General features: G+C 41.2%; 25 protein-coding genes and 1 pseudogene. 12 read left to right on the top strand and 14 right to left on the bottom strand.

Annotation, left to right across the window (positions count from 1 at the left end; all coding sequences use genetic code 11):
- Positions 1–213: 213 nt before the first annotated feature.
- Positions 214–969, bottom strand: coding sequence for a phosphocholine cytidylyltransferase family protein (locus tag H6G97_RS19305; protein ID WP_190942325.1), 756 nt, complete (start codon positions 967–969; stop codon positions 214–216).
- A 108-nt stretch (positions 970–1,077) separates the two neighbouring features.
- On the opposite strand from H6G97_RS19305, the gene H6G97_RS19300 reads away from it, so the two are divergent.
- Positions 1,078–1,422, top strand: a complete 345-nt coding sequence (locus H6G97_RS19300) for a hypothetical protein (protein WP_190942324.1) — start codon at positions 1,078–1,080, stop codon at positions 1,420–1,422.
- A 238-nt stretch (positions 1,423–1,660) separates the two neighbouring features.
- Here H6G97_RS19300 and H6G97_RS19295 read toward each other — a convergent pair whose 3' ends face one another.
- From H6G97_RS19295 to H6G97_RS19280, 4 genes are all read right to left on the bottom strand, one after another.
- Complete coding sequence (locus H6G97_RS19295; RefSeq protein WP_190942323.1) at positions 1,661–2,266, bottom strand: CDP-alcohol phosphatidyltransferase family protein; 606 nt, start codon at positions 2,264–2,266, stop codon at positions 1,661–1,663.
- Between the two features lie 78 nt (positions 2,267–2,344).
- Positions 2,345–3,358, bottom strand: a complete 1,014-nt coding sequence (locus tag H6G97_RS19290) for an MBL fold metallo-hydrolase (RefSeq protein ID WP_338421775.1) — start codon at positions 3,356–3,358, stop codon at positions 2,345–2,347.
- Positions 3,333–4,142 carry an SDR family NAD(P)-dependent oxidoreductase gene (locus H6G97_RS19285; RefSeq protein WP_242054995.1) on the bottom strand — a complete coding sequence of 270 codons (810 nt, stop codon included), beginning with the start codon at positions 4,140–4,142 and terminating at the stop codon, positions 3,333–3,335. The genes H6G97_RS19290 and H6G97_RS19285 overlap by 26 nt, the downstream gene beginning before the upstream one ends.
- Positions 4,143–4,375: 233 nt before the next feature.
- Positions 4,376–6,031, bottom strand: coding sequence for a B12-binding domain-containing radical SAM protein (locus tag H6G97_RS19280; RefSeq protein ID WP_190942322.1), 1,656 nt, complete (start codon positions 6,029–6,031; stop codon positions 4,376–4,378).
- 319 nt (positions 6,032–6,350) lie between these two features.
- On the opposite strand from H6G97_RS19280, the gene H6G97_RS19275 reads away from it, so the two are divergent.
- Positions 6,351–7,970, top strand: coding sequence for a cyclic peptide export ABC transporter (locus H6G97_RS19275; RefSeq protein ID WP_190942321.1), 1,620 nt, complete (start codon positions 6,351–6,353; stop codon positions 7,968–7,970).
- A gap of 146 nt (positions 7,971–8,116) precedes the next feature.
- Here H6G97_RS19275 and H6G97_RS52625 read toward each other — a convergent pair whose 3' ends face one another.
- Entirely contained in the window at positions 8,117–8,404 is a 288-nt protein-coding gene (locus H6G97_RS52625; RefSeq protein WP_338421776.1) for a D-Ala-D-Ala carboxypeptidase family metallohydrolase, read from the bottom strand.
- A gap of 7 nt (positions 8,405–8,411) precedes the next feature.
- A complete protein-coding gene (locus H6G97_RS52620; RefSeq protein WP_242054994.1) occupies positions 8,412–8,876 on the bottom strand; it encodes a peptidoglycan-binding domain-containing protein in 465 nt (154 codons plus the stop codon).
- 189 nt (positions 8,877–9,065) lie between these two features.
- Here H6G97_RS52620 and H6G97_RS19265 point away from each other — a divergent pair, with 189 nt between their 5' ends.
- The gene (locus tag H6G97_RS19265; RefSeq protein ID WP_190942320.1) at positions 9,066–9,296 is read left to right on the top strand and encodes a DUF6737 family protein; all 231 of its coding nucleotides are present in this window, start codon (positions 9,066–9,068) and stop codon (positions 9,294–9,296) included.
- Positions 9,297–9,436: 140 nt separating this feature from the next.
- Here the strand turns inward: H6G97_RS19265 and H6G97_RS55415 are convergent, their stop codons facing one another.
- Positions 9,437–9,628 (bottom strand): hypothetical protein, encoded by a 192-nt coding sequence (locus tag H6G97_RS55415; RefSeq protein ID WP_338421774.1) that lies wholly within the window; start codon positions 9,626–9,628, stop codon positions 9,437–9,439.
- Between the two features lie 283 nt (positions 9,629–9,911).
- A complete protein-coding gene (locus H6G97_RS19255; RefSeq protein ID WP_190942319.1) occupies positions 9,912–10,265 on the bottom strand; it encodes a hypothetical protein in 354 nt (117 codons plus the stop codon).
- Between the two features lie 259 nt (positions 10,266–10,524).
- On the opposite strand from H6G97_RS19255, the pseudogene H6G97_RS19250 reads away from it, so the two are divergent.
- Positions 10,525–10,731 (top strand): annotated as a pseudogene (locus H6G97_RS19250) (substrate-binding domain-containing protein); the annotation flags it as partial.
- 109 nt (positions 10,732–10,840) lie between these two features.
- On the opposite strand, the gene H6G97_RS19245 reads toward H6G97_RS19250, so the two are convergent.
- Positions 10,841–11,002, bottom strand: coding sequence for a hypothetical protein (locus H6G97_RS19245; RefSeq protein WP_190942318.1), 162 nt, complete (start codon positions 11,000–11,002; stop codon positions 10,841–10,843).
- 404 nt (positions 11,003–11,406) lie between these two features.
- On the opposite strand from H6G97_RS19245, the gene H6G97_RS55410 reads away from it, so the two are divergent.
- Positions 11,407–12,594, top strand: coding sequence for a diguanylate cyclase domain-containing protein (locus tag H6G97_RS55410; protein ID WP_190942317.1), 1,188 nt, complete (start codon positions 11,407–11,409; stop codon positions 12,592–12,594).
- 484 nt (positions 12,595–13,078) lie between these two features.
- Here H6G97_RS55410 and H6G97_RS19235 read toward each other — a convergent pair whose 3' ends face one another.
- The gene (locus H6G97_RS19235; RefSeq protein ID WP_190942316.1) at positions 13,079–13,666 is read right to left on the bottom strand and encodes a thioredoxin family protein; all 588 of its coding nucleotides are present in this window, start codon (positions 13,664–13,666) and stop codon (positions 13,079–13,081) included.
- 174 nt (positions 13,667–13,840) lie between these two features.
- Positions 13,841–15,751 carry an ATP-binding protein gene (locus H6G97_RS19230; RefSeq protein WP_190942315.1) on the bottom strand — a complete coding sequence of 637 codons (1,911 nt, stop codon included), beginning with the start codon at positions 15,749–15,751 and terminating at the stop codon, positions 13,841–13,843.
- A gap of 315 nt (positions 15,752–16,066) precedes the next feature.
- Here H6G97_RS19230 and H6G97_RS19225 point away from each other — a divergent pair, with 315 nt between their 5' ends.
- From H6G97_RS19225 to H6G97_RS19215, 3 genes are all read left to right on the top strand, one after another.
- Complete coding sequence (locus tag H6G97_RS19225) at positions 16,067–16,270, top strand: hypothetical protein (protein ID WP_190942314.1); 204 nt, start codon at positions 16,067–16,069, stop codon at positions 16,268–16,270.
- Between the two features lie 379 nt (positions 16,271–16,649).
- Positions 16,650–17,504, top strand: a complete 855-nt coding sequence (locus H6G97_RS19220; protein WP_190942313.1) for a cyanophycinase — start codon at positions 16,650–16,652, stop codon at positions 17,502–17,504.
- A 604-nt stretch (positions 17,505–18,108) separates the two neighbouring features.
- A complete protein-coding gene (locus H6G97_RS19215) occupies positions 18,109–18,672 on the top strand; it encodes a Uma2 family endonuclease (protein ID WP_190942312.1) in 564 nt (187 codons plus the stop codon).
- A 133-nt stretch (positions 18,673–18,805) separates the two neighbouring features.
- Here H6G97_RS19215 and H6G97_RS19210 read toward each other — a convergent pair whose 3' ends face one another.
- Positions 18,806–19,450: a transaldolase family protein gene (locus H6G97_RS19210; RefSeq protein ID WP_190942311.1), complete on the bottom strand. Its 645-nt coding sequence runs from the start codon at positions 19,448–19,450 to the stop codon at positions 18,806–18,808.
- Between the two features lie 759 nt (positions 19,451–20,209).
- On the opposite strand from H6G97_RS19210, the gene H6G97_RS19205 reads away from it, so the two are divergent.
- The 3 genes from H6G97_RS19205 (at position 20,210) to H6G97_RS19195 (ending at position 22,617) form a co-directional block, all read left to right on the top strand.
- Entirely contained in the window at positions 20,210–20,437 is a 228-nt protein-coding gene (locus H6G97_RS19205) for a hypothetical protein (RefSeq protein WP_190942310.1), read from the top strand.
- A 194-nt stretch (positions 20,438–20,631) separates the two neighbouring features.
- A complete protein-coding gene (locus H6G97_RS19200; protein WP_190942309.1) occupies positions 20,632–21,912 on the top strand; it encodes an LbetaH domain-containing protein in 1,281 nt (426 codons plus the stop codon).
- A gap of 129 nt (positions 21,913–22,041) precedes the next feature.
- The gene (locus tag H6G97_RS19195) at positions 22,042–22,617 is read left to right on the top strand and encodes a hypothetical protein (protein WP_190942308.1); all 576 of its coding nucleotides are present in this window, start codon (positions 22,042–22,044) and stop codon (positions 22,615–22,617) included.
- Here the strand turns inward: H6G97_RS19195 and H6G97_RS19190 are convergent.
- The gene (locus H6G97_RS19190) at positions 22,604–22,771 is read right to left on the bottom strand and encodes a hypothetical protein (RefSeq protein WP_190942307.1); all 168 of its coding nucleotides are present in this window, start codon (positions 22,769–22,771) and stop codon (positions 22,604–22,606) included. The genes H6G97_RS19195 and H6G97_RS19190 overlap by 14 nt on opposite strands.
- Before the next feature lie 526 nt (positions 22,772–23,297).
- On the opposite strand from H6G97_RS19190, the gene H6G97_RS19185 reads away from it, so the two are divergent.
- Positions 23,298–23,576 (top strand): aquaporin, encoded by a 279-nt coding sequence (locus H6G97_RS19185; RefSeq protein ID WP_190942306.1) that lies wholly within the window; start codon positions 23,298–23,300, stop codon positions 23,574–23,576.
- The last annotated feature ends 1 nt before the right edge of the window (position 23,577 follow it).

Raw genomic sequence — 23,577 nt, 5'->3', positions numbered from 1 at the left:
TTTTTTCAACCTATAGTAATAATGAAAGAAGAATTCAGAAGCCAGAATTCAGAATTCAGAATCAATTCGTGGGAGATTCAAAACCGCAACTATGTTTTTGACCACTAAATCGGATATTTAATGGGTATTCTCAACCCCTTGATTTACCCGCTAGTAGCAAATAATTCATACTGAATTCTGACTCCTGACTCCTGAATTCTTTCAAAGATATTTTCAGACATTTTCTGCGACTTCTATCTGAGGTAAAATCTCGTTTTGGGCACGTTGAATATCCTGGGGAAAATCAATTTCTAGCCAAGGTAATCCAGTGATATCTTCGTAGCCAAATGCTTCTGGAGTTTCTAATAATAGATCCCGAATTACTTCTTCATAAGGTTCATTATCTAGCCCATCTGCAACATATTGTTCTGTGCGAGTAGCAAGACGTTGAGCAACTGCACTCCCAAAACGAAAGAATCCTACTGACTCGCCGGCAAAATCATAAGTCAAACCAGGAGCTACTTGTTTACGAAACTCCACTAGATAATTATCTCTAACACAAACCTTCACAGGTTCATCTCCCGGTTCAAAATCTCGATCCAGCAAGAAACTGTTAGGGATATTTGTCTTTACCAGTCGTTCGATGATGCAGCGATCGCACAATACATCTGCATCCATTAATAATATGTCATTGCCAGCAAGTAAATGCTGACGTACAGTCCAAAGGCTAATTACACTGCCTTTGGTGTAATCAGGATTATAAATTGTACTGACCCAATTTTCGGCTCCTAATGCTTTGATTTCATCCTGAATTCTTTGTGCTTGATAACCCACAGCAATCACTACTTCATCAATTTGGTAATGACGGAGATAGTTAAAATGGCGCTCTAATAGAGATTTGCCGTTAAATTTCAGCAAGCATTTGGGTTGGATTTGCCCGTCTTTACCTAAGCGTCGTCCAACGCCAGCAGCTAAGATAATTGCCTTCATCGTCAAATCACCAACAGTAGCTTAGACACCAGTAAATCTGGAAATTTTCCCAGTATTTTATAATGACTGTATTTTGCTCAATTCAACGTATATTAACTAATTCTTAACATGGAAGAAACATTAACTCTGTATCGCCCTACTGGGCCAAAAGAGCTAGAACTAGTTAAACAAAGCGACTACACCAAATGGCCGCCGAGACTACCTGAACAGCCAATTTTTTACCCAGTTACAAACGAGCAGTATGCCCAGGAAATTGCTACTAAATGGAATATTAGGGACAGTGGCGTAGGTTATGTTACACGGTTTGAAGTTAAGAAAGTTTTCATGGATAAGTATGAAGTTCATCAAGTTGGGGCTTCATATCATACAGAATGGTGGATTCCAGCCGAAGAACTGGAAGAGTTAAACAGCAACATTGTGGGTAAAATCCAGGTAATTGGAGAATATAGGTAGAAGGCTGAAGGCAGGTACTAGTTACCTTACTCCTCCTCAATGTTGATAGGACGAGGAGGAAATGCTTGCAGTAGCTCAATCTAGGTAGGACGTTTATTTAAACCAAGGGTCATTTTTCCACTTATCGGTAGTGCGATGGCGTACTCGCCCTTTCCGGTGGCGATCGCAAAATTTGATTATGTATGCAATAAAGCTAAAAAGCCTGTTTTATTGGCTTTCTACCCAATGGGCTGTTATATTAGTTCGATTCAGACTGCGGCAGTGCCAGAAATTGCCAAATTACCCATACTGCAAAGGTTGGCGCACCAATTGTCGCTGCCATTAATAACGCTTCTAATCCATTCAGTAAAGTAACTATAGGAAATAAATACAGGACATCTTCAATGTCAAACCCGGCAAAATTTGGTTGACGACTGGCTTGTTTACCCAAACGCTGTTCCATTTCGTTTCGCAAATGAAAGATGCAAGCAACAGACACGCCAGATACTATCCCCATCAGCAACGCCCACCAACCAAATTTTCCCTCTCTAAGACCGTATCCAATACACACAAATAATAGAATATGGATGATAGCGTCACTAGCAAGATCATACTGATGTCCCCATTTGCTGGTTTTCCCACTCAAACGAGCTAATTCACCGTCTGTGTGATCGAGAAAGTTGGATAAAGCAAATAACCATGCCCCAATATTAACCCAAATGGCATCGCCAACTGCAAGCGCGAGGGCAGCCGCCAACCCAGTTACAAGTCGCACTGTGGTGAGATGATTAGGGTTTACCCAACTGTCTTTTAGAGGCCGAACTAGCCAGTAAGCAAGTTGAGCATCCCAAGGCTTTGTAGTCATAGATGAACTTGAATTTGATGTGGTCTTTCTATATCTCTAACACTGCAAATTACCACATCCATCTAAAGTTATAGATTTTTATTGATGAACTTTCTCGTTTTGAGGGCTAGATTGGTCAGCGAACGCTTTGAACTCCATAGCATCATGACTACAGAAGAGGCGCACGCCCTGATTGTGATCGCTTGATAATGCGCGTAGCCGATCTTGATTGAGCAATCGAGCTTTGCGATCCACTTCCATCATCCATTGGTAGGCACGGAAACCTGGCGTGCATCGTCTTTTGGCTGAGTCCATTTCGTGCCGATAAAAGTAGGCATCACCTGCGTGTAGAAGCCAACCCTCTGGTGTATCAATGGCGATGCCAGCATGACCCCGTGTGTGACCAGCAAGAGGGATGAGGAGAATCTCTGGCGGTAGCCCGTCGAGGTTACGTACTGCTTCAAAACCGAACCAAGGTTCGCCTCCCGCCGAATAATACTTCCAGTGCTTAACCTCGTCCCACTGTTCGGGACGATAGCGGCGTTTAGCGATGAAGCCATGCCGATCCTGGGCGGTTTCCATCTCAGTCTGCATTACGTGTACGGTTGCTTCTGGAAAATCTTCTAGACCACCGGCATGATCGAAATCGAGGTGGGTAAGCACAATATGACGCACATCTCGCGCAGAAAATCCCAGCCGCTCAATTTGATCGAGTGCCGTGTATTTTTTATCAAACTGGATGCCATTGAAATGAATGAAGAACGGGCTGAGACGAGAGTAAGGCGACTTGATATCGCGCAGTCCGAAGCCAGTATCAATGAGAACAAGTCCTTGCTCTGTCTCAATGAGCAGACAGTGGCAGACTAGATGAGCTTTCGGGCCGCGACTGAAGCCATCGAAGAGGGCCCCACCAATCGGGCACATACAGCCGCAATTGAGATGATGAATTTGCATGAATCCTCCGTTACGACTTTGACAAATATGTGAGATTGCCGACTGCGCGATTACCTTTGCTGATGCCGTTAGCCCAGGCGATCGCAGCTTAAAAGCAGTGCTAACTGAGCATATTTGCTTGATTAGGTGCAAATTAGTTGTTGCCTGACTCTGGCTCACTGAGCTTGCGGTGCTGTTCAGCACTGACTGTATCAGGTAAAACCTTACTAACATTCGCCAAAAGCTTCGTTTTTAGTGAACCGGCGATGATGTGATCTTTGCCTGCCATCAAAGCTTCAAAACCTTGCTTGGCGACCTCAGCCGGATCGTCCTTTTGATCTGTGCCCACTTTTGTGTCGTCCATACCTGCACGGTGGAAGAAATTGGTATCGGTGGGCCCCGGCATGAGCGCGGTGACGGTAACGCCCGTATCCTTCAATTCGTTGCGTAACCCTTCTGAAAAAGAATGCACAAAGGCTTTGGAGGCGGCGTAGACTGTCTCAAACGGGCCGGGCATCAGGGCAGCAATCGACGATGTGAAAAGTATTCGACCCTTGCCAAGCTCAACCATATCCTTCACCACCCGCTTGGCAAGATGTACAGAGGATACGACATTCAGGTTAATCAGATTGAGTTCGTCTTTCAAGTCGGTTTCACGGGCGAACTCACCGCCAACACCAACACCCGCGTTGATAGCGATCGCATCCACTGGTTGCCCAGTCGCCTTAATCTGGTTGTAGAGCGTCTCAACACCGTCATAACTAGCCAGATCAGCCTGCACCGTCTCAACTTTAGCACCTAGCCCCTCAAAAGTTTGAGCCGCTTCGTTAATGCTCGATCCGGTGGCTGTAACTAGAAGATCAAAGCCGTTTTGAGCAAACTGTTTAGCGAGTTCGTAACCGATGCCGTTGGAAGCACCTGTCACAACAGCCAAGGGTCGGGTCAACGAACTGTTCATAACCATCCAAAACTCCTATGTAACCGCTCCACACTCCTTTGCGATGGCTTGCTTTTTTAGCTACCAAATACTTCTGCGTGGACTGTGGGCTTTCAACCCTTACAATGTTAGGCAGGTAGCAGTGCGATCGCGTCTTTCCAGGGAAGTATCGCAAGTGTGTCTTTCAGGTTACTTTTCTAGAGTTCTGTATTTACTTTTAACAGACTTTCAGCTTCTCAAAACTTATTTTACTTGTGATGTTAGCTACGAACTTTCGTAACAATTTTTTGAGAATAAAACGAAGCCGATTCTTGATTTTTGGCGCAATCTTGGGCAAACTTAATTAAGTGATGTCCGACAAGTCCAACGTGAATCAAGTTTTCAATATTACCTGCTTTTAGTGCTGGCTTGGCCATTTTCCAGAAAGTCTGGCGATAGTTACTAAATAAGCCTATCCGCAGCAAAATATTAGCTAAATAAGTTAAACCTTTGCGAATATTAGCCGCAGAAGTGCGAGCTGGGCTGTTAGGAACTTCGATGCGATTTGGATAGGTGTGTTCTATATTGTAGGCAAACCGCTGATATAAAAATTCTGGCTCATAGGCAGTTGTAATGCAGCGCCGCCACATCTCAATAACTTGCTCGTAGGGCATCAAAAACTCAACATTTGATTCGCGGCTTTCATCAAAGAGAAGTCGTCCTTCTGCTTCTAATCTCCGCCATAATGGAGTTCTCGGTAACGCATGAAGCAGGTTAATTGTCAACATGGGAATCTGCGATGCCCGCATAAATTCGATAATTCTATCTGCGGTTTCTGGTGTATCTGTATCTAAGCCGATGATGATTCCTGATACGACTTCCATGCCATAGCTATTTAAAACCTGAATCGCTTTTAAGATTGGCATACTCAGATTTTGGTCTTTGGAAATCGCATGGAGAGCATTTGGTTCTGGTGTTTCGATGCCGCAAAAGATTGTGCAGAAATAAGCTTCGCGCATCATTTCCAGCAGCTTTGGACTTTGAGCTAAGTTGAGCGTTGCTTCGCAGGCAAACTGGATCGGGTAGCCATTGCGTTTTTGCCAGTCAATCAGATGCGGAAGTAACTTCATGGCGGCGCGGCGATCGCCAACAAAGTTATCATCAACAAAATACACTGCCCCCAAATTGCCAGATTGTCGCATTGCGTCTAACTCCGCGACTACTTGCTCTGGCGCTTTCATCCGAGGACTGTTGCCATAGAGTTCGGGAATATCACAAAACTCGCAGTGATAAGGGCAACCACTGGAAAACTGGACATTTGCCAGGAAATAATCGTTGATATTCAGCAAATGATAAGCTGGCGTGGGGAACTCTGTTAAGGGTAAACGTTCCTTGGTTTCAAAGCGAATTTGCGCTTGGGGACGTTGAGTGTTTTGGTCTAGATATTCGATCATGCGATCGCTAGCATCTCCCAATTCACCCAAATGTAAAATATCAAAATCAGGGTAATATTCTGGACACCCAGATACTGAGGGGCCACCGACAACTGTGATTTTTCCGGCTCGATGGGCAAGTTCATTAATTTGATTAATCTGTGGTTTTTGGATATGCATTCCACTCACAATCACCACATCAGCCCATTGGTAATCAGCTCTACTTGCTGATTTAACATTCTCATCAATAAACCGGACTTCCCATTCTTTAGGTAAGTAAGCAGCCACAATTAAAATACCTTGGGGTGGCATAAAAGCCCGGACATTACCCATAAGTGGGTAAGCGTGATGAAAAGTACCAAAAGAGCGGCTGTACTTGGGAAAAATACACAGAATGCGTCGATGGTGCGAAGGAACGTAGCGGGTTCCTTGAGTCACAGGAGCGGTTTTGGAATCGGCCGCTACGTTAATTTGATTCTCTAAAGACTTTAAATTCACAGTCATCGCAAATTTCACCCTGGAAAACTGAGCAGGTAATTTGACAGTTTCTTGACAGAATTAGCTGTAATTCCAACTAGCTTACCAAAGAAAGGCAAGAGGCAGAAGTAATTAGAAATGTATTTTTGCTCAAAGCAAAGTCCTAGCTGTCTTCTGCCTGATTCATCGTCATATTTGAAAGGGTGTTTAACTGGTAAAATATAAAATCTACCCTAGCAATGCAAATTTAATTGGTTGGCAAACAACTATTATGGAAATCGCGCATGGGACATAAAAAGAGAGATTTTCATTTTTTGTTGTATCCAACTGGGTATAGGCATTTGTTATGAATTTGATTTACTTTCTTTTGCGTTCTTCTTGGGGGATGGTAGCGATCGCGATCGCTACCGGATTTTTGAGTGGCGGTAGTAGCGCTGGCTTGATTGCCTTAATTAGCCATGCTGCAAGTAGCGGTAGTGCTTCCCGCCTCACATCGATAATTTCGGGTTTTGCGGGGCTGGCAATTGTTGCACTAATTACCAGTATCATTTCTCAAGTGATGCTGATTCGTCTTTCTCAGAATGCAGTCTTGCAATTACGGATGCGTCTAAGTCGCCAGATTCTTGCTTCCGAGTTGAGTCATCTGGAACGCTTAGGGAATCCTCGATTATTGGCAACTTTAACAGAAGATATTCAGGCGGTTGCTAATGCTGTTTATCAGATGCCTTTTATCTTTATTAATTTAGCAATCGTCTTGGGTTGTATAACATATATAACCTGGCTTTCTTGGTTAGTATTGTTGATGGTATGTGGAATTTCAGTAGTTGCGATCGCTAGTTGTCAGTGGCTACTCAACAGAGGCGGACAATTACTCGCCCTAGCTCGTGAAGATGAAGATCATCTGTTTAAACATTTTCGCACGATTACCGAAGGAGTTAAGGAACTCAAACTAAACTACAAGCGGCGTGAAGATTTTTTAGAAGAGAAACTACAATCAACTGCTAACGAGTTTCGTCATCACAACGTTAATGGTCTAAGCCTTTTTGCCATAACTTCAAGTTGGGGTCAACTCATATTCTTTTTTGCCCTCGGTTTTGTACTGTTTGTATTACCTAATCTACTTACTATCAATCCTGAAACTCTCTCTGGCTACATTTTGACTTTCACTTACTTGGTGTTGCCGATGGATAACATCATCAGCAAACTTCCCTTATTAAGCAAAGCCAGCATTGCGTTACAAAAAATCGAATCACTGGGTTTATCTCTAGCTAGTCGAACTGAAATATCCACTGTTCCACCCGCCCTTAAATCTGACTGGCACAGCTTAAAATTTAAAAGTGTTACCCACACTTACTACACAGACCAAGAAGACAATAGCTTTATTTTTGGCCCCATAGATTTGACACTCTATCCTCAAGAATTAGTCTTCATTGTCGGCGGTAATGGTAGTGGAAAATCTACATTAGCTAAACTAATTACTGGACTTTATATACCGGAAGATGGCGAAGTTTTGTTTGATGAAGAGTTAATTAGCGAACAGAATCGAGAATGGTATCGCCAGCATTTTTCCGTAGTATTTTCCGATTTTTATTTATTTGAGGAACTTTTAGGATTAAAAAATTCTGACTTGGATGCTCAAGCCAAAAAATATTTAAAACAACTGCAACTAGACCATAAAGTTAAAGTTGAAAATGGGCAACTTTCTACCACAGCACTTTCCCAAGGACAACGGAAACGCCTAGCTTTGCTCACAGCCTACTTGGAAGATCGACCAATTTATCTATTTGATGAGTGGGCAGCCGATCAAGATCCAGTATTCAAAGAAATATTCTACACTCAACTTCTCCCAGATCTGCGATCGCGGGGTAAAACAGTGCTAGTGATTAGCCATGACGATCACTATTTTCATTTAGCAAACCGAATTATCAAACTTGACTATGGAAAAATAGAATACGATAAAACTTAATCTGTCAAGATATATGGGACTCATATTTAATTTTTGAAATATATATGTAGCGTATGTTATGCCCTACGCTAACGCACGCTACGTATACTTAAATTTTTTCACAAATCAAATCTGATTGCTATATTAAAAAGTCATCACGATACTGTTTAAGAATAATCAAAAACTACGCGATTGCCAGGACGCCAATCACAATGCACGAAACCTCTATGCATTCCTCTTCCCAATCCCGTGCAATCAGAAGCGCGACAAACTTGAAATAAACGCTGTAAGTTGCCATCAAGGGGGTCAAGATCGATTGCTAATCCTTGGATATGCTGAGAATCACGAACGCCTCCTTGCTGTCTATTAATATGGGGCGGACGATAACCAGAAGTAATCTGGATTGCACTACCATATTGATCGCGAATCTTACCAAAACCTTTTGCTGCTTTGATAATATTGTTAGCGATCGCGTTTGACTCTGGAGCCCTGGTACATCTTTTTAGTGAACTCTCCCCAAGTTAAAGGGATACCAATTACGATCAATTCATTCTCATAAACAATAGTTCCATTTGGTAGCTTCATACTACTACCAGTCTTACTACCTTTACTTGATTCAGGTATAGGTTCTGAGCGATCATTTTGTTCAGTGACTTTATGATCCGCTGCTATCTCTAGTAATGCAGCAGCTGCGGATGCTCCTAACAATTCTGGAGAATCTAGCCAAACACTTTCTTTGAATTCTGCAAATGCTTTTTGGGTTAAATCGCCTGTAATACCATCAACTTCACCTTTATAAAGACCTTTCTTTTTAAGTAGGATCTGAATTTCTTTGATAGTGTCAACATCGGATTCGGTAAGTTTGATTATAGTTTTGGTAGACTGAATTTTTGCTAAATTAATAAATTCTCCTAAAACAGTTGACATTGAAGGATCTCCCATATTTACAGTTTAAAGTCTGGAAGCTTCAGTTTATTATTTAGTAATGACCAAAAATTATTGCAAGTAATACCAATAAACTGCTGCTAATACTCATATTAGTTACGGAATAAAATTTTAATAGTACCCTCAAGGGTACTATTATAGGAAATATTTGGAGTTTTACTAAAAAAACTAATGTCTGAACAAAAGCCCATAAGTCCTTGGAACTACAAACCTTGGTGGTGTCAGCCCTGGTCTATAGTTCTTACAGGGGTAACACTGATTGGTGGTAGCTGGTTACTATTTAAAACTATCTGGCTAACAGTTCTCGTCTCTATTCCTATAGGAACATGGATGGTATTTTTTGTATTGTTTTGGCCGCAATTGATGATTCGCAGTGGGATTTTAGAGTCGTATAAAGAGTAGTTTAAGCTTGATGTAATATTGGAAATTACTCCAGGTAGAGAAAATTATTCCACCGTATTCAGAAATTTAGCAGCAAAGTTGATTTAGCGATTAATACTGCTGATGTAACGGTTTTCCTGGAATAATTTCCAGTGTATCTATCAGGCAGTCGGTGAGCCTTCTTCAGGCAAGATTTCATCTATACTGAGTACCCACGGTACACCTTTGCCAGATGGAGGGCTGACAGTAATCCTACCTCTGTTAGTAAATCTTTTCAACATATCGGTGAATTGGGGAACACTTGTCATGATGTTCTGATAACTTTCTATATCAGGGCAAATCATGATTAACATTAGAATCCCACTATTAATTTTGAAATACCAATGGCAACTTGACAACAAAATGCGGGTGATGCGTAGACGCAGAGCGGCTTGTCGTCAGACATCGCCTGCTAAGAAAAATTTTTACTTTGTTGCTTCTTCTAGTTGTCTGAAGAGAAGTTCACTCAATTGAATGGTCAGATTTGAAGGCAAATCCTCTGGAGAAAGGTAAGGCTGATTCATAAGATTTTTTGGTGCTTTAAGACATTAAAAAAGTATGGATTTACAGCATTAATATTACAATAATTTTCAGTTTTCATAGTTCTTGCTTTTGCGTAACAATCCACATCAAATCTAACCACAATTGAGGATAAACCTTCTTAATCGGCGATTTGGGGTCGTTTAACAGATTTGTAGCATTCACGCAAACAACTTTAACTAGCCCCATATATTCTGCCACTTCTATCAGTAAATTCTTTTCTTCTATTACAGCAGCAATCAGTCTGTCAGGACAGTAAATTTTGACATATTTGGCATGAGGAATATACGCTCCTTTTGATTTAGAATTTAGCACTTTTACATAGCAGTGGCGTAGTAATTTCCATGCTTTTGGGTGAGCTTGCTCAATAATAAGGGTAAATTGTTGGGCTAAGTCTTCTTCGGTAATCATTACTCTCTCCATTTTTATTTTGCTAAAAACTGCAATTTCATCTCATTTCTGCACAGTAAAGGTGACGCAGTATTGCTAATGCTGTATACATTTTGCTCTGAGTAAAATTAACAATTTTCAGTTTGGGTAAAATTTACCCATGCGGCAGAATTGCTTTGTAAGTTTTCTACGGTTTATGTTACTTTCCTATCAAGCATCAAAGCTGAAACCGATTACTAAAACTGTATCAATCGCTGCTTTCAACCAAATTAATTGGTATACGGCATCTGTAGCTACTACCTTTGGGCTAGGACTTATTCCCCTGCATCAGTCACGATATGACTTAGTGATTCTCAAAGAATATCTGGAAGAAGCGCCAGTACAGCAATTGCTCAGTACTTTAGGGCATCGGCTGGTTCACTCGCAATTTGAAGTTCTTGGCGGTTATGACACAAGCAAAATCGGGGAAGTTGTAGCAACCATTTAGAGTGGATTGCAATATTGGTTGGTTTGGTTATCGGGAAAACTCTACATAAATTTTAATTCCTGCTGTAATCACTCTTGAGACTTGAGCAACCATTTGGGATTGTCTGACACTAACTGACAATGCTTAGGTCAAAGTTTTTCAGGCTTTGAGTTTCTCTATATCGGTTCATCTCTGCACATAAGCGCAGAGATGAACCAGACTGTGCTGCAAAATTAAGCGATCGCTCAAGCAGGTGGTGAGAAGAAGCAAGAAGATGCCCAAGGCGAAGCATTAGAAGCACTTGCCAAAGGAAACATCAAAATCGTTGCTGGTAGCGAGAAAAAGTGAGTCCACTTCTGTACTCCAACTCATGAAGGAGGTAAGAGACAAGAGGTAATAATTTATCTGCTGCTCTCAAACCCATCTAATTCCAAGCTACTGCATCGTTTGCACAGCATCTGCTAGACAAAAGATGGGAAGAAAAAGTTTCGAGGGACGGAAGCCACCCTCGAAACTTCTGTGCATATACATAAATTGCAAGTATTAAAAATATCAAGCATTTACAAATAACTCTGATAGGATGATAAGTTTTGATAATTTTTAGCTAATATTAATATTTTTCAAGCTGGCTTTGGGCACAAGACCTTGTAAGTATCTTCATACTTAGGGAATTTGCACACTGAAAGCTAGGGTGACATGAACAACAGAGTAAGCCAAGAACATGAGCAACATCATGTAATACAATATTTATTTATATTTAACCGGATGTTAACCTTTGTTGCACAGATGTTTATGTCACCTAGCATTGCTGCTAAAGAGGTAATCCTCCGGTTGTTGCAAAATTTTCAGCGTTCCAGACTTTCTTGGCTAAGGTTCAAACACTTATCTGTGAAAACACAAGTTGCCCCGCTACCTGACAATGAAGCAGAAAGACTCAAAGCATTGGCAGACTACAATATTCTGGATACCTTACCTGAAGAGGCATTTGATGATATAACTGCTCTTGCTGCCTACATTTGTAAAACTCCAATTGCTTTAATTAGCTTAATTGATAGCGATCGCCAATGGTTTAAATCTAAGGTGGGATTAATAGCTAGGGAAACACCCAGAGATTGGTCTTTTTGCTCTTATGCCATTCTTCAACCAGATGATATATTAGTGATTCCCAACGCCATCAAAGACGATCGCTTTACTCATAATCCCCTAGTCAAAGGTAATCCGAAAATTCGTTTTTATGCTGGCGCTCCACTAGTTACACCCAATGGTTTTGCCATCGGGACATTGTGCGTATTCGATACCACTCCTCGTCTTTTAAGTTACCAGCAGTTAGATGCACTGCGCCGCCTAACCCGTCAAGCGATCGCTCAGATGGAACTCATTCAGGAAGTTCGCAACCGCAAACATGCATCACTCACTGATGAATTAACAGGTTTGCATAACCGACGTGGTTTCTTCCTGATGGCTGAACAAGAGTTAAAAACTGCTCACCGCGTGAAAGCGGATTGCTGGGTTGTCTTCATTGATTTAGATGGGCTAAAACAGATTAACGACACCTTTGGTCACGACATGGGAGATGCTTTGATTGTTGATGCCGGTCGATTACTCAAGCAAAGTTTTCACAACTCGGATATTGTTGCCCGTTTAGGTGGAGATGAGTTTATTGTCTTCATCTCCACCTACTTTAAGGACGCTGATACTATCCAAAGGTATTTGCAAGAAAATATCGCCAACTTCAATCAACAGCAAAACCGCAACTATGAACTTTCGATGAGTATAGGAATAGAGCGTTACTCACCGGAAAGCAATATGTCATTAGAACAATTAATCGCCAAATCTGACAAATTAATGTACGCTCATAAGCGTCTTAAGCAGCAATTCTCTTAGATGAAGCGGTCTAAATGGGCAATTTAACTATGTAACAACTTAAAGCGTATATTTTTCGATATGATTAGTTATGAAAAATATTTCTATTAAGTGCCTAATCCACCACTTTGTTTGTCTACTGGTGGATTACGGCTTTAACCTAACGTACCCTACTAGTTAAAATAACGAGTTTAGTAACTACCACTACGATTTTCGTTACAAACATCATAATTTTCGTTACATTGTTACGAGTTTAGTGACTACCACTACGATTTTTGTTACATTGCTACGATTTTAGTGACTACGACTACGATTTTCGTTACAAACATCATAATTTTCGTTACATTGTTACGAGTTTAGTAACCACCACTACGATTTTCGTTACAAACATCATAGTTTTAGTTGATACAGCAGATTGCAACAGGCGTAAGGTACAGATAATCGTAGGGGCACAACATGTTGTGCCCCTACCCATGTACTTCATTTACCTGAAATACGCTGTATTTTAATTTACTACTTGGCTGCCATGACTGCGGGGGTCATCTTGATTAGTCGTTGGTGCTGCTGGGGCAGAAAATTTGGAAACTTTACCGCTAGCTTGAGCATAAGGAAGAGACGAATTAGTAACCAAAGCTTCTAAGTTGCTAGCCATAACCGTCCGGGGTTGATCGCCGATGGCTTGAGCTATGGTTTCTCCTTGCTGACTCAAAAAGACAAAATGGGGAATCCCATCTACTCGATATCTCAGCATTTCCGGCAGCCACTTGGTATTATCCACATTCAGCATGACAAAATTCATCTTGTCAGCATATTCTGTTTCTAGTTGAGTGATATCTGGTGCCATTTTCTGGCAGACAGTACACCAATCAGCATAAAACTCTACTAGAGATGGTTTGCCGTTGCTGATGGCTACTTCTAACGGTGTGGAGGTTTCACTTAACTTCGCTAGAGTTGCTGAGGTTGTTTCAGTTCGTAATCCTAAAACGAGGGCAACGCTAAGAGCGATCGCTACCATTACAATTAAGAAGTTTCTCAGACGCTTTCCAAATGGAGATTCAGGTTTTTCAGGAGAATTAACAGGTGCAGTACTCATAAGAAAATTATTAAAACTTATTAATCAATTTCTTCTTTAGTTTAACTGACTCCAAGCGCTCTTTAATCTTTCCACCTTTGCAAGCTTGAACTGAGGACTGGGGACTAGGGATTGAGATCGTAACCAAATCTTACTCATATTTTCTTCGCCAGTCCCCAATCCCCAATCCCCTATTTAGAAAATCGTCCCGGTTTCTTTCAAATAAACCCGCGTAAATGGTTCATCTTCACCCAAGGTATAATCTTCAATCAACCCTTTGCGACGAATAGAAATATCGTTGCCTTTTCTAATCACCACAGTCGAACTATCGAAAACATCTCGCACCAGAATCATCTCAATTTCGGTGGGATTATCCAAAACTACGAGATTACTCTTCTGGTAAAATATCCCCTGTTCTTCTAAGATGTCTTCCGCATACTCGGCAATCAGCAAATCAAGTTTGGGATGACGCAGTAAAGTTTGAACATTGCTGTTGTAATCTTTGCTTAATACTTTTTTCGAGCGATTCACAAAAAGGGCATCTCGACAAACAGCGCCTATTGTCAAGTTGGGATGTTGTAAAAGGATATGATCAATCGTCGCTTGCAGTTCTTCAACTGAGATTTTATTAAAGGTAATAATTGGTATCCTGGCATCTGTACCTGACTCAAAAAACGTTTCTAAAATATGAGAAGGCACATCAACGCTTTCGCCAACAGAAGGTTTAAGATGCATTAAAACACCTGGTGCAGCATTAATTTCTAAGATGGCAAAATTACTAGACTTCCAAGATTCTGCAAGACTTTTGGTAATCACATCAATACCGAGACAAGTCAGTTGGAAGTGTTGGGCAATATCTTGCGCCAAGATAATATTGTCATCATGAACTGTCTGGGTTGCATCGATGCTCATACCTCCGGCTGAAAGATTAGCGACTTTACGCAGGTAAACAGTACGTCCCTTCTCAACTACGCTGTCTAATGATAAGCGTTGTTCCTCTAGATAGAGTTCCATTGCTTCATCAATCTGGATTTTACTCATTGGCGAAGTTGGCGTGTCTAAACGTGCAGGTTTGCGGTTCTCTTGGCGAATTAATTCTACAAGCGTTAAGTACCCATCACCAACAACCGATGCTGGACGGCGTTCTGTGGCAGCAACAAATCTACCATTGACACACAACAAACGAAAATCTGATCCTGAGATGCTTTTTTCAACAATTATTCGGGTTAGCTGATCTTCGGGAATCGATGCCAGTGCCCGATTATAAGCGGCTACCAGTTCTTTTGAGTCTTGCACATCAGCCGTGACGCCAATTCCTTTGTGACCGACAACTGGCTTAACTGCAACTGGGTAGCCAATTTCTCTTGCTGCTGTCAAGGCTTCTTTCTCAGAAAAGACAATATCACCTTCAGGCACTGGGAAGCCCAATGTTTTTAAGAATGCTTTACAGTCATCTTTGCGAGTGGTGAACTCCGAATCTAGATGGCTATCACAATTAAATGTTGTTGCTACCCCCCGGACGTGTTTTTTTCCAAAACCGTATTGCATTAATCCTTCTTCCCACAAATAAAAGGCGGGAATACCTTTCTCGTAGGCTGTTCGCAATAGGGCGTAAACCGTGGGGCCACCGTAGATAGATGCACGAAATTTATCTTGCAGCCTTACTAGCTGTTCATCAAAGGCAAAGTCTTCGTCTTGGGTAATGGCTTCAAACCAATCCCAAACAAAGTACACTACTTCTCTAGTTGTGCGTTCATGTAGTGATTGGATGCTAATCCGCGTGCAATTTGGATATGGCTTAACACTCCAGTGGTTAAGGTGTAAATCCATATCAAGTTTTCCGACTTCAGATGCAACTCGGGCAAATAGATGAGCGTGGGATTCGTAGGTTTGACTGCCTAGATTTGGATAGCGATCGGTAATGCTCGCAATATAATCTTTAATAGGCAAAGGCTCTCTAGACTCAATTAGAGCAAAATCAAATACTAGCGCCCCTACATCTAGATAAGGGTTGGGCCCAGTATAATGCTTGAAGTTGAAAATATCGAATACATCCGTTCTTCTAGCATTAATGCGGGTTAATTCACTGCTTTTTTGTAGAACCATTGATTACGAACCTTTGGCTAAACACCCTAAATTTTAAAGGCTGAGTTGTAGTTACTCAGAATTATTGATTGAAGATTGATTGCATTAATTTTGGAGAGTGATAGCTTTGCAATTAAGTCAATCAGAACTCAGACTAACTCTATCACTAAGCATTTTCAACTACCTCAAGGCATAATTAAATCTCCATTCTTCTGTAAGAAATCAATCACAGTAAATTCATCCTCATGAATAATCAAAGATATAACCTTTGAAAGGTGCAAGACTGAGCTAAAAAATTGTATAAATAAATATGGGGTATTAAAAAGAGAGCAAAGTATGAATAGCACACAAGCTGCTCTAAGAGATGAAATTCGAGAACTTGCTGAGGAAGCTTTTCACCAAAAGCTGATTTCTGGGCATGGAGATGGAGAGGATATGAATGAATATCAAATTGTTTACCAAGGCAAACCCAGGCATCTCCCATTAGAACAAGCACGTTTTTTCTTAACTAACTTGCTTTACAGAAGTCGCATTCATTAGGAATTCTCATTAAATATCTAATTGCAGGCAACTAGAGTGAATATCAAATTACTTGCGATCGCTCAATAAATCTCCAATCGGCAATTAGTAACATAGCCAACAATGCCTAAGAATGCCTCTAGATGCATTTTCTAGAGGCAGTTGACGTTGTAGATTTTATTTAGTAAGTAATTATTCGGGAAAATTTTTTGGTGTAATTGCCATCTTTAGCGACAAGCCGCAACTCTTGGAGACGCTGCGCGTAGGTTGCTTCCCCGTAGGGGTATACGTCTACGCAAATGTTAATCCTACTTCTATCAAGTAATCTACCAAAGGGATGATTTGATAGTTTTAATTGTCATGGTTTAGTGAAATTGATTAATTCAAATCAGGAGACATCATGGTGCAAACTAATATCAAACGGCAGTTAGTAATTATTGGCGGAGCCGAAGATAAAGAGGGTGATTCCGTAATTTTGCGTGACTTTGTACGACGCGCTGGGGGTACAAAAGCATACATTGTAATTATGACAGCAGCCACAGAACTACCAAGAGAAGTGGGAGAAAATTACATTAGAGTGTTTGAGCGCCTGGGAGCCGAAAATGTTCGCATACTTGATACAGAAACGCGCCAAGATGCATCTTCATCTACCGCATTGGAAGCTATTAACAAAGCAACTGGGGTATTTTTTACTGGAGGAGATCAAGCTCGTATTACCAGTATTCTTAAGGATACCGAAATCGATGAGGCGATTCATAAACGGTTCTCTGAAGGTATAGTTATCGCAGGCACAAGCGCCGGAGCTGCTGTGATGCCAGATAAAATGATTGTAGAAGGTGACTCTCAGACACATCCTCGGATTGAAACTGTTGAAATGGGCCCAGGTATGGGATTTTTACCAGGAGTAGTAATTGACCAGCATTTTTCTCAGCGTGGACGCTTGGGACGATTAATTTCAGCTTTAATACTAGAGCCTGCTGTCTTGGGATTTGGTATTGATGAAAATACCGCTATGGTAGTGACAGATAACCAAATTGAAGTGATTGGTGAAGGTGCGGTTACAATTGTTGATGAATCAGAGGCTACATATAACAATATGGGCGAAATTTTGAAGGATGAGTCTTTGGCGATTTGTGGAGCAAAGCTTCATATTTTGCCACATGGCTTTAAATTTGACCTGAAAACCCGCAAGCCTATTCTAAATGATGGCTCTGTGGCAAATGGCTCAGTAGAAGTTGCTTCAATCAATACCTAACTTTTAGAAGGTGCATTTAAACTGAAAGTTTTATGCTTTGTGGCGGTTTTCGCCTCTGCCAATAAGGTTAGATTAACAAATTTCCAAAATTTTACTTTTGCCAGTATTGACCCATCTTGACTAAAAGTCTGTCAAGTTTAAATTGATGGGCAAGCAAATTCGTAGTAAAGGCTTTAGTCGTTATTTTCTAATCACTAAAGTGCTTACTACAAACCCTCAAAACTAACTTAGACATTAGACTTCTTGCATAAGTCGGGAAAAGGGAAAAAGGTTCTGTATTGTTCCCTTCCTCTTTACCCTTTTCCCCCCTCTTGCAAAAGTGCTTTTTGCAAGAGGTCTATTATACTATCGCTCTCCTCAAAAACCCCATTTGCTTAGGGTTGGAGAATAAGCTCAAAATCCAATTGTTTTTAAAATAGTGAAATTTGTGTAGTATTCCCGCCTGGTTTATGGCCAGTTCTAGTGTTAGCCATTTTGCGATCGTAGCTTTTTTGGGCTTACTGGTGTGCAAGCAGTTGTGGCCATAGCCAGAAGTAGAAACTGTCTTTGAAACTATGGTACTGCTAGACTAAAACATATCCCCTTTGCTTTTCTCGACTGAGCCATGTCTACGGTAATTACCCAATCCCTGACTCTGGAGGAGTTTCTGAAGTTACCAGAAACAAAGCCTGCAAGCGTTTACATTAATGGTAAGATTACTCAAAAGCCAATGCCAAAAGGGAAGCATAGCCGATTACAGTTAAGGCTATGCAACAGCATTAACGATGTTGCCGAAAGCCTTCATATTGCTTATGCCTTTCCAGAACTACGCTGTAGTTTTGGTATCCGCTCAATAGTACCTGATGTAGCGGTTTTCAACTGGTCGCGTATTCCCTTTGCTGCTGATGGGGAAGCACCCAATGATTTTTTACTTTCTCCAGACTGGACAATTGAAATCCTTTCTCCCGAACAAAGTTCAAATCGAGTTACAGGCAATATTCTCTATTGTTTAGATCATGATTGCCAATTAGGTTGGTTGATAGACCCAGAAGATCGTTCCATTTTGGTCTTCCGTCCAAATCAACAACCAGAACTTTTGCAGGGTGATGAGCGTTTGCCAGTGTTAGCCAGGATAAACTTGGAGTTAACTGTAGCTCAGGTGTTTGGTTGGCTAAAAATGAGCAGTTAGAGAAACAGCTAAAACCGAATCATTGCAATTTGCACAAATGTTTCATGGGTTTGCGGTAAAATTTCGTAGAGTCAGAATTCAAAATTACAGAATTGGGACATTGTACAGTAGATGACCTCAATTCATGCCTCCATTACACAACGCCACTTAAACCGACACCCCCTTTAGCAAATTCTTCAACAGTTTTTTGTGAGAATTCATGAGTTGCGATCGCCTGCAACATTGCCAATGGTAAAGTCAAATGATGCGCCCCAGCTTGCAATGAAGCAGCAGCTTCTTCTGGCGATTTGATACTAGCTGCCAATATTTCCGTATTACTGCCTTTGAGTACACTAGCCATATCCTGCACCAAAGCAATACCATCGCCTAACAAGCGCGTAGCTCGATTTACATAAGCTATGGCAATTTTAGCTCCTGCTTCCCGCGCTACTGCTGCCTGTGCTGCACTGTAAATTGCTGTCACTGAACAAGTAATTTCTGAGGATAGACTTGCCACCACTTCAAAACCTAACGGTGTTGCGGGAATTTTCAAAATTGTTTGGGAACCAATAATCTCAAAAGCTTTTCTACCTTCAGCTAGCATCCCAGCTTTATCAGATGCCACAAGTTGATAATATAACGGGCCATTTGTCAAGCGAACCAATTTTTTGAGCGTGGTTTCTGGCGGTGTATCGCTTTGAGACAACAGTGTGGGATTTGTTGTAATACCTTTCACCCATCCCCAAAACTTGACAGCTTCAGCTTCAGATGCGATCGCCGAGTCTAGATAAATTGCCATAATTTCTCCCGATCAATTCCCCGATATTAATGTACAATAGCCGCACATGAGTCGTGACAAGTTACAGCAGTTTTCAATTGGATAAATTTAATTTCTGATCAAGTTTTTCAATCAGGACTGGGAACCTGTTTAAAGAAAAAGTAGCACCATAGATGAATTGCTCGAACACTAGCAATCTAATCACTGCCAAGCGTTAGCAGTTGCTGTTCTCAAGACAGGGTATGGCAACGGTAGGGAGAACGGGAGCGTTGAATTGCAGATGTTGCATGAGTAAAAAAATCTCTTCTCTATTTTCTCCCTCCAATAGTAGTTTTTAAATCAAATAAGATTACCATATCGATGTCTATTATCTTCTTTAAACTGCTGTTGAGTATACAGCTTAAATATTCATCCCCCCAAAGATAGAGGTTAAATCATTTTTTACTTATAATGATTATCTTTTACTAGCAGCAATTAATCTAATTTTATTCCTTAAGATAGATGAGTTTTTTAATCAAATCATTATATTTTCAACACAGCTTTCCATTATAAATTTAATAATATTTTTATTATTTCCATAAATTTTTTCAATAGCTAAAACTCTAGTGTTAAACAGCAAATAACATTATAATAAATTGTTAATTGCTAGATGTAGCAATTTGTACTTGCTTAAATTTGAAAATTATTAGGTTAGGTAAAGCGGAAAGTTTAAGTATGTCCTGTACCTTTTCGCCTTACCTTACCCAATAAACTTGGTGAACTATTAGGTATCAAGAAATAATGTTGAAACGTCGCACAATACTAGTTGGTTTAGCTGCGTTTGGCTTAACGTTAGCTGTTAATACACAAGTTCATGGACAATCTACTACCGGGCCAGAAGCTTGGGAAAGTGTCTACAATGACGCGGCTGCTGGGGCAACAACGATAGTTACAGTTCCACTTTTGAACTCCTTACTATCATCTATCTTGCAAGTAGTCTTCAAATTGTCAGGTTATTGGGGTGGTTAACCCGCATTTCTCATACTTAAACAGAGAAAGAGCCTAAATAAAGACGAGTGCAATGTAAGTAATTTTTTAGTACTTCCTGCGGTTGCGATCGCGTTTCGCCCACTGTAGGCGAGTGCCTGAGTATATCTTTTACTTGAAGAGCGCAGATTATCCCATAGCTAAATATTCCATAACCCGTGAGGACTTTTCTTTCCATGTTCAAACCTCGCACAATTTTTAGTGCTTTAACCGCAATTATCCTAGCGTTTGCCATCAGCACACAGATATATATACAACCCGCAGTAGCTGCTGGAGGAACGTGTAATCCAACTGTGGGAAACCTACCTATATGCCCAAGTACCGCACCTTCCGAATCAGCTAGTTTTGTTGACCCAACAGCAACAATCACCAATCCCACAAATATTACCTTGGGCGAAAAAGTCTACGTCGCTCCATTTGCCCAGTTAGATGCTACTAATGCTCCTATTAGTATTGCAGCAGATTCTAATGCCCAAGACCAAGTGAAAATCACAGCTTCAGGAACGGGAGTACAAATTGGCGAGCGTGTGATTATGGCACACATGGCTGTAGTTAAAGGTGCAGCTAAAATTGGTACTCAAGGTTCCACCGGACCTTTTACTGACCCAGTTAGCAATACTCAGTTTAGCAACACTGTTCCAGAGACTTTTCTCGCCTTCAACTGTGAAATAGACGGTGCAACTATAGAAAAAAACACAGTAGTCAACTTTCTCGCGCGAGTTGGCCCTGGTGTTACCTTACCTGCTGGTAAAGTCGTCTTGCCTGGTAAAAACGTTACAACTACTCTACAAGCTAGTAGCGGCACTTCAGGGAAAGTAGTCAACCTGACACAAGCAGACGTTGCATTAATGGAAGGCATTATTGAAGTCAATGAAGCATTTGCCAAAGGTTACACAGATTTAGCTAGGGCAGACTTGACAAACGTCACAGGAATTAATTATGCTCCCGTCACCTTCTTTAATTCTGGAGGTCTGCCGCAGATAGGTGGAAGTCCAACTCGTGATCCGAACTATCGTAACCGCATTATCGGTAATCTTACTTTCCAAGATTCTTTACCAACACTCACCAACAAACTAGCTAATAGAATTTCGCTACGTGCTGATGAGGGTGAACCTTTTAATGTTGGGTCAATTACTGGGATGGCAAACGATGTTGTCTTTCACGCATTAGAAACCACTAGTTTGACTCTTGGGAATGGAGTTGGTTATGGGCCTCGCGCTCTAGTTCATGGCGGTAGGCAGGTTGTCGATGGTGTTGCTGATGGCCCTGAAACTAGCATAGGTGATGCTGTAGGGCTAGGGCCGAACTCTGTTATATTCCGCGCCAGCATTGGCAACAGATCAGCAATTGGGCAAAGAAGCGCAGTCTTCAATTCTACAGTAGTTCCCAGAACGCATATCCGTTCTCGAACAATCTATGCCGACAACGGCAGCATCATTCTACCTGTGGAGTGGTAAGGAGAGACTGCTTTCAGCCCTATACCAGCCGTGTTCTTAGCTGCTCGTTGTGTAGCATGGATCTCTTTTATTACGGCTGGTATCTTTTTTCTTGGCTTATGCCTAAGCAATTAACTTTTGCATAATTTTATGAATCTGAAAATCTTGTCGTTAGTGCAATTACAATGCCTACGATTGATGCTGCTGTTAACTTTGATATTCGGGCTGATACTAATTGTTGATGATGGTTCATCTATAGCTGCACAGAAGGTTGGGCAGCCAGGATTGATAAACCCTGTAACTGCTGATATCACCTCCAGTCAGCCTCAAGTGGTACAACCTTCAGTCATCGGACTTGTGTCTACATTGTCGGATGAAGTCGAGGAATTACCAGCCGAGTTAATTCGCTGGTCGACTTACTGGCAACTTTGTTGGGATGCATATCCTGAAGCTGAAGCATACGAACTGCAAACGGTGCTTATGGAAGGCAAGTCTCCCAAATTGAAACGACAAAGCGATCGCTGCTTTCGTATACAAGCTGCATCTAATGAAAACCAAAAATCACAAGGATTACTCAACCGTGATGTAATCTTGTTAATGCATAAAATTCAGCTTGGTTATCGAGTGCGAGCTGTCTTAGATAACAACCGCGTCAGTGAATGGTCTCAAGTAATGGCAGTTGGTGCAACTACTACCTCTGAATTGAATGGTACTAATAACACATAGCGATTGTGGCAGCAAAGATAGCACCGGCAGTGAGTTTTTCTAATGTTTGTGCTGCAATCCCAGCGCGAGGATACCCTAGTAAAGGTGCTTGTCCTTCATAAAGGATTGATATACGTGTAAGGAGATTTTCTCTGATGAGAATAGCTTGTACCATTCGGCAGCGTAATGGATCAATGATATTTGCAACACTTTGGCTATGCTATCCATTCGGTTGAATAGTGGAATTTTAGCTTTTAAACTCATCATGAAAAACGGAAAGATTAGCAAGAGTCCCCTGAATTAGTTCGTCACACATACTGGTGTCGTTAGTGCAACATTAATGCCTAACTCAATATACAAATCTGAGACAGTAATAGTTATGCTTCCTCTTGAACAATTGTTTTGTCCTTGTTGTACTCCAGCCATATTGCATTTGCTGACTCAATCCGAGCTGACTCAGCACATACTCCAATTAAGAACGGGGTCAGTTGCTGCGGCTATCAGAAGGAATCAAAAACAGCAGCAGGGATCTCTATCCGTAGCAAGGCAAACGCATCTAAATATTAACGAGTCTAGCTAAAAGTAGAATGCATCAGAGTATAAGCCCCGTAGGACTTTCAGAAAAAGAAATATTCATTGTAAAGGAACGAGAATAATTATAAAGGCAAGCATACTATCACTACGAATTTTGGAGCGAGGGCGTGGGTACTGCGGTTATCTCTGGTGCAGTACCTTGGGTTGGAGTTACTGGAGTGGCGATCGCTTTTGGCTTAAGTTTGTTAACTACTGCCTATACTTTTGGTTCTATCAGCGGATGTCACATCAACCCCGCAGTCACAATTGGTTTTTGTCTCCATAGGTTTCGGGCTGACCTTATCAAGGCACATAATATAAGTTGTCATGCATCGCCACACGAAGATATTTTAATGTGGCTTTCAAGTGATAATCTTCTTATACAGCAGCCTACACGGAGAACTTAAG

The sequence above is a fragment of the Nostoc flagelliforme FACHB-838 genome, assembly GCF_014698065.1.
Taxonomy (GTDB): domain Bacteria; phylum Cyanobacteriota; class Cyanobacteriia; order Cyanobacteriales; family Nostocaceae; genus Nostoc; species Nostoc flagelliforme_B.
Note: the sequence above shows the minus strand (reverse complement) of the source record. Positions and strands in the feature narration are given on the sequence as shown.

Bases quoted from the DNA above. Each gene is read 5' to 3' on its own strand.
- H6G97_RS19190 (WP_190942307.1), bottom strand. From the start codon at position 22,771: ATGGTACAAGCTATTCTCATCAGAGAAAATCTCCTTACACGTATATCA.
- H6G97_RS19230 (WP_190942315.1), bottom strand. From the start codon at position 15,751: ATGGTTCTACAAAAAAGCAGTGAATTAACCCGCATTAATGCTAGAAGA.
- H6G97_RS19245 (WP_190942318.1), bottom strand. From the start codon at position 11,002: ATGCTTCGCCTTGGGCATCTTCTTGCTTCTTCTCACCACCTGCTTGAG.
- H6G97_RS19255 (WP_190942319.1), bottom strand. From the start codon at position 10,265: ATGATTACCGAAGAAGACTTAGCCCAACAATTTACCCTTATTATTGAG.
- H6G97_RS19215 (WP_190942312.1), top strand. From the start codon at position 18,109: ATGTCTACGGTAATTACCCAATCCCTGACTCTGGAGGAGTTTCTGAAG.
- H6G97_RS19300 (WP_190942324.1), top strand. From the start codon at position 1,078: ATGGAAGAAACATTAACTCTGTATCGCCCTACTGGGCCAAAAGAGCTA.
- H6G97_RS52620 (WP_242054994.1), bottom strand. From the start codon at position 8,876: ATGTCAACTGTTTTAGGAGAATTTATTAATTTAGCAAAAATTCAGTCT.
- H6G97_RS19220 (WP_190942313.1), top strand. From the start codon at position 16,650: ATGGTGCAAACTAATATCAAACGGCAGTTAGTAATTATTGGCGGAGCC.
- H6G97_RS55415 (WP_338421774.1), bottom strand. From the start codon at position 9,628: ATGTTAATCATGATTTGCCCTGATATAGAAAGTTATCAGAACATCATG.
- H6G97_RS19280 (WP_190942322.1), bottom strand. From the start codon at position 6,031: ATGACTGTGAATTTAAAGTCTTTAGAGAATCAAATTAACGTAGCGGCC.
- H6G97_RS19210 (WP_190942311.1), bottom strand. From the start codon at position 19,450: ATGGCAATTTATCTAGACTCGGCGATCGCATCTGAAGCTGAAGCTGTC.
- H6G97_RS19305 (WP_190942325.1), bottom strand. From the start codon at position 969: ATGAAGGCAATTATCTTAGCTGCTGGCGTTGGACGACGCTTAGGTAAA.
- H6G97_RS19275 (WP_190942321.1), top strand. From the start codon at position 6,351: ATGAATTTGATTTACTTTCTTTTGCGTTCTTCTTGGGGGATGGTAGCG.
- H6G97_RS19265 (WP_190942320.1), top strand. From the start codon at position 9,066: ATGTCTGAACAAAAGCCCATAAGTCCTTGGAACTACAAACCTTGGTGG.
- H6G97_RS19235 (WP_190942316.1), bottom strand. From the start codon at position 13,666: ATGAGTACTGCACCTGTTAATTCTCCTGAAAAACCTGAATCTCCATTT.
- H6G97_RS19285 (WP_242054995.1), bottom strand. From the start codon at position 4,142: ATGGTTATGAACAGTTCGTTGACCCGACCCTTGGCTGTTGTGACAGGT.
- H6G97_RS55410 (WP_190942317.1), top strand. From the start codon at position 11,407: ATGAACAACAGAGTAAGCCAAGAACATGAGCAACATCATGTAATACAA.
- H6G97_RS19295 (WP_190942323.1), bottom strand. From the start codon at position 2,266: ATGACTACAAAGCCTTGGGATGCTCAACTTGCTTACTGGCTAGTTCGG.
- H6G97_RS19195 (WP_190942308.1), top strand. From the start codon at position 22,042: ATGAATCTGAAAATCTTGTCGTTAGTGCAATTACAATGCCTACGATTG.
- H6G97_RS19205 (WP_190942310.1), top strand. From the start codon at position 20,210: ATGTTGAAACGTCGCACAATACTAGTTGGTTTAGCTGCGTTTGGCTTA.
- H6G97_RS19225 (WP_190942314.1), top strand. From the start codon at position 16,067: ATGAATAGCACACAAGCTGCTCTAAGAGATGAAATTCGAGAACTTGCT.
- H6G97_RS19200 (WP_190942309.1), top strand. From the start codon at position 20,632: ATGTTCAAACCTCGCACAATTTTTAGTGCTTTAACCGCAATTATCCTA.